Source organism: Nostoc flagelliforme FACHB-838, assembly GCF_014698065.1.
In the GTDB taxonomy this organism is placed as follows: domain Bacteria; phylum Cyanobacteriota; class Cyanobacteriia; order Cyanobacteriales; family Nostocaceae; genus Nostoc; species Nostoc flagelliforme_B.
Genome location: NZ_JACJSI010000458.1, coordinates 1 through 4,275, shown reverse-complemented (window position 1 = coordinate 4,275; position 4,275 = coordinate 1). Strand labels below are relative to the sequence as shown.

Sequence of the window (4,275 nt, the reverse complement as noted above, 5' to 3'; positions counted from 1 at the left end):
AAGAGAATGATTAACAAACGCTTGAGAGAGAAAATTTCCCCTGACGTTGCCAATCAGGGAGAAGAAGAGTAATTTTCGCGCCCAGGTTTAACCTGGGCATTGTTGAAGTAAAGAGAGCAACAAAATATGCAAAATATTCAAGAAGCATACAGTCTTGCTTGGGTTAAAACAGCTTGTGAACATATTTTAGGTAAGAATATTTGTCAAAGAACTTGGCGTAACTGCCTAAGAATATGTGGCGTTCAGCCTTACAAGAGAGAAGTCAAGCTCAAAGAGTGCTGCTATTTATTAGGACTGATATATTTGAAACGTCAAAACCCTTTTAAAAAGTATTCTTTATCTGACGTTTCATTGTTACTGATGCAGGATAAAGCACGATTTACCAATTTTGGCATTGATTTAGAAAATCTGGAATTTCCACTTTTAGGGCGAGAATTACCGGACTATATCTATGAAAAAACAGGTTATAAAGTAACTTTGCGAACCCTCTATCGTTGGGCATCTAAACGCCGTATTCCTTTCTCTAAGTTACGCATCATTAATCAAAAAGAATTGAATCGATGGCTAGAATTAGCAAGCAAGTATAGCGAACGCGCAGTAACTACCTAGCTTCTTTAATACATTTATTCTTCGACCATCATTAGACTTTTTAATAAACTAGTGTGCCATTAGATTGACTTGCTGCATGTCAATCTAATGGATTTTGCTCTAGATACTGGCGCACTCCCGCGCTCATAGCTACAAGGTTTGGTTGTATACTTTTCCCTAAAAAATCTTCGACTGCATGAGCAATTGTACTTGTGAGAAAGAATGGTACTCCCTTGATTTGTTTCGCGTCAATCACTAGTTCACCACGGCTTTCAATTACTGTACTATTACCATCTTGCAAAAAGCGATTTTTGCCAGAACACTTAACTGCTTCTGTAAAAGCGTGAGTTTCAATACGCCATTCAACTGTCAAATCTGCCTGATTCCAGGTATTATATTCTGTCCAAGAAAGCATATCTTCACTGAGCAGAACTCTTGCTGCTGCTGGAATTTCACTACCACCGTGCCATTCATTGACAGTATAAATATTACTGCCTGCTTCCCTACGTGATAAAAGTTTGATCTGACGCACGTTTGGCATATAGGGAACTAGTTCAATTAGTTGGTCACGATAGGTAGCATAAACCAGGGAGCGTGGAAAAGGAATTTTGGTATCAGCAGAGATGAGCATTAATTCATACCATATCTAAATATAGGCACAACGGGGAATTATCAAGAGTTTAACGAGCGTAAATGAGGTTTTTTTTGGTTGATCCGCCTGAATTCTGGTTAAAACGCTATCTATATTTTACTGTTGCATCGGATCACAAAGCGGCATAAAAAAGCAGCAAGGTCTGCCGTGACATCCAAAAGCCTTACTGTGTATAGATGTCACAGAAAGCGGCAAGATTGGGTAAAACTCTAGAACCCTTGCTATTAAAGGAATGTCACAAAAAGCGGCAGGGTTAATTTATGAACTTGGTGTCATTTGAAAGCACTCAAAGCCATACAGGATGGGTGTCACAAAGGAAGTGGCAGGGTTGGCGAAAAAAAATAGGGATGAAAAAAAACCCTGTTTTTGGGGCTTTTTTATGAAGTCGGATCGAGGGACATTGTTCTTTTTAGGCTAGATAGACGGTTATGCTGTGGATTGCTCGTACTGATAAAATTAGTTCATGGGCAATTTTGGTGCTATGCGAACAAAAGTAGAACTAATTCGCGGTCAAGATAACACGGTTGTGGAAGCAGACTTAGTGGAGCTATTGCAAAAGCACGTCGATGATTATGCCAACAAGTGGAAAGAACAATTGAAACTGCACGACCAATCAGACAAATATTGGGATTGGGAATTTAAATTACAGTTTGTCATTAGCAGACAACCAAACCGCGAAGGCTACGCAATTGAGTACGAAGGCGAAACTCAAGGGTTAATGCTGATTGAAACCCAAATGCACGGTTCTCGCTTGGTAGAGGGTAAACGTCTGGTATACATTGATGGCATAGCTACCGCACCTTGGAATCGGGCATACATCCAGCGTCCCCCAAAATTAAAAGGTGTTGGAACTGCATTTTTGGTGTTTGCCAGAACTCGTAGTTTAGAGCTAGGTTATGAGGGGAGAGTAGGATTGCATTCACTACCTGGAGTAGAAGAATTTTATGATAGCCAAGGCATGATTGATGTGGGAGAGGATGAAGATTACGATGAACTAGTTTATTTTGAGTATGGAGTTTTTCGTTTTCCTGAATAAGATAGCAAAGGTAAATAAATGAGCCAGCAGGAACGCAGTGATAATCAAAGCACCTTTAACCAAGAAAATGTAGTAAATCCAATGGGTTTATTATTTGATGAAGAATGGTTGCGAAAAAGTGTTGAAGCTGAGGATAAAGTTCTTGGCAACATTGGGGCTGGATTAGATTGGGGTTCAGCATTTACTGGATTAATGTTCAATTTAGAATTTTTAGGACGTTTCACAACGTTGCGTATTTCTCTAAATAGAGAAGTGCGGTTGCGATTAAATAATTGGAATTTAGGTACGGCTACGAAAATTGCTGTAAAAGCTGCAAGAGAAAGGATACTTGAAAGACTTAGATTGCCAACAGCAGAGGTAAGAGAATACATACTTACTATTCTGGAAAATGATCAGCTTTATGGCGAAGAATTTATTTCTGATCAAGAGATACTGCACGAACTGCTTGGGTTGTTATTAGAACAAGAAGATTGGGAGATCATTGGAGCAGTTGCAGCCGATTCGTTAAAGAAAGAAATTATACATAAAGCTGTTGGTGAAAAGATTTCAGCATAGTCAAGCTCATCGCAATAATCCTATTTGAATTGCTTTTTTGTTTTGTCGACAAGTGTGTGCTGTTTAACCTAGCCTTTCTTCTAGGTTTCCAATATTTAGACTTTGTGAGAGGATTAACCCAGTATTTAAACTCAGCTTAAACATTTTGTTCTGAAATGTGATCTAAATTCATCACTACACACAGGAGTGCTTAATCATGGCGCAGGACGAACTAAAGAACAAAGTAGCTTTGATTACTGGTGCAAATAAAGGTCTGGGGCTGGAGATGAGTCGTCAACTCGGACAACATGGATTGACAGTTCTGATAGCAGCTCGTAGTTTAGATGCAGCTAAAACAGCAGCGAGTAACTTAGAGAACGAAGGAATAATAGCTCACCCAATTGCCCTGGATGTTACTGATAGTACTCAAATTGAATCTGCTGTTCAACAAATTAGTAACTCTTTTGGGAAACTTGATGTCTTGATCAATAATGCGGGTGTGTTTTTAGATGGTGATTGGTTAACCAGTAATGCCAGTTCTATTTCTGTAGACATTATTCGACAGACATTTAACACAAACTTTTTTGGCTTAGTAGAATTAACTCAACGAGCATTGCCGTTAATATTGAATAGTCCTAGTGGTCGAATTGTAAATATGTCGAGTATTGAAGCCTCGTTAACACTTCATGCTGACCCCAATTCATTCATCTATGATTCCAAACCATTTGCTTACAATGCTTCTAAGGCAGCAGTGAACTCATTTACAATTCATTTAGCTCATGAGTTACGCAATACCCTGGTGAAGATTAATAGCGCTCATCCGGGTTGGGTAAAAACCGAATTAGGTGGTGAAGGTGCGATGATGGACATCGCATCAGGTGCGAAAACTGGTGTTGAATTAGCGATATTGCCGAATGATGGCCCTAGTGGTGGTTTTTTCCATCTTGGTGAACCAGTAGCTTGGTAACTTATGCCACCACTTGAAGTCGTAGCATAAGTTATTAGTAATCATACGAACGAATCTCTCACGATTCTCCTACACTCGATACTATTGACATTGGTCAAAACGGCGAACGGCGATTGATCTCATTTATTCAATATGAGATCAATCGCCGTCTTTTGTGAAAAATCGGCTCTAATTCTGGTCAAGCCATCTATTATTAGTGATACTTCTTAGTACGTGAATAATGATTTAAGCATTGGATATTGCCCCTAACTGGTGCTTGAGAATTAGTATTTTACACTGATACGCTTCAATCTCAGCTTCAAGTTCAGCACGTAATTGAATTGATGTAAGCGGATAAATTTTCTCCTCTTCAAGATGTGCCACTTCTGAGAAATCGTTTTTATCCAGCACAGCATAACGCCAAGATTCGGTACATAAACCAGTCAGTAGATTATTGGGTGGATAATACTGAACCCCTACAATCATCCCCTGCTTTGTTCTTTGTCCTAACGAGTATTT

6 protein-coding genes are annotated in these 4,275 nt (G+C 39.2%); 4 read left to right on the top strand and 2 right to left on the bottom strand.

Annotated elements, in window-relative coordinates:
• Nucleotides 1-126 precede the first annotated feature (126 nt).
• Nucleotides 127-609, top strand: a complete 483-nt coding sequence (locus H6G97_RS46525; RefSeq protein WP_190947164.1) for a MerR family transcriptional regulator — start codon at nucleotides 127-129, stop codon at nucleotides 607-609.
• Nucleotides 610-688: 79 nt separating this feature from the next.
• On the opposite strand, the gene H6G97_RS46520 is transcribed toward H6G97_RS46525, so the two are convergent.
• Entirely contained in the window at nucleotides 689-1,219 is a 531-nt protein-coding gene (locus tag H6G97_RS46520; protein ID WP_190947163.1) for a hypothetical protein, read from the bottom strand.
• A gap of 502 nt (nucleotides 1,220-1,721) precedes the next feature.
• Between H6G97_RS46520 and H6G97_RS46515 the strand changes: the two genes are divergently transcribed.
• From H6G97_RS46515 to H6G97_RS46505, 3 genes are all read left to right on the top strand, one after another.
• A complete protein-coding gene (locus H6G97_RS46515; RefSeq protein WP_190947162.1) occupies nucleotides 1,722-2,276 on the top strand; it encodes a GNAT family N-acetyltransferase in 555 nt (184 codons plus the stop codon).
• 18 nt (nucleotides 2,277-2,294) lie between these two features.
• Nucleotides 2,295-2,831 (top strand): hypothetical protein, encoded by a 537-nt coding sequence (locus H6G97_RS46510; RefSeq protein WP_190947161.1) that lies wholly within the window; start codon nucleotides 2,295-2,297, stop codon nucleotides 2,829-2,831.
• Nucleotides 2,832-3,027: 196 nt separating this feature from the next.
• Nucleotides 3,028-3,777, top strand: a complete 750-nt coding sequence (locus H6G97_RS46505) for an SDR family oxidoreductase (RefSeq protein ID WP_190947160.1) — start codon at nucleotides 3,028-3,030, stop codon at nucleotides 3,775-3,777.
• A 225-nt stretch (nucleotides 3,778-4,002) separates the two neighbouring features.
• On the opposite strand, the gene H6G97_RS46500 is transcribed toward H6G97_RS46505, so the two are convergent.
• Nucleotides 4,003-4,275: hypothetical protein (locus H6G97_RS46500; protein WP_206759174.1), on the bottom strand; the 273-nt coding region annotated here is incomplete at its 5' end.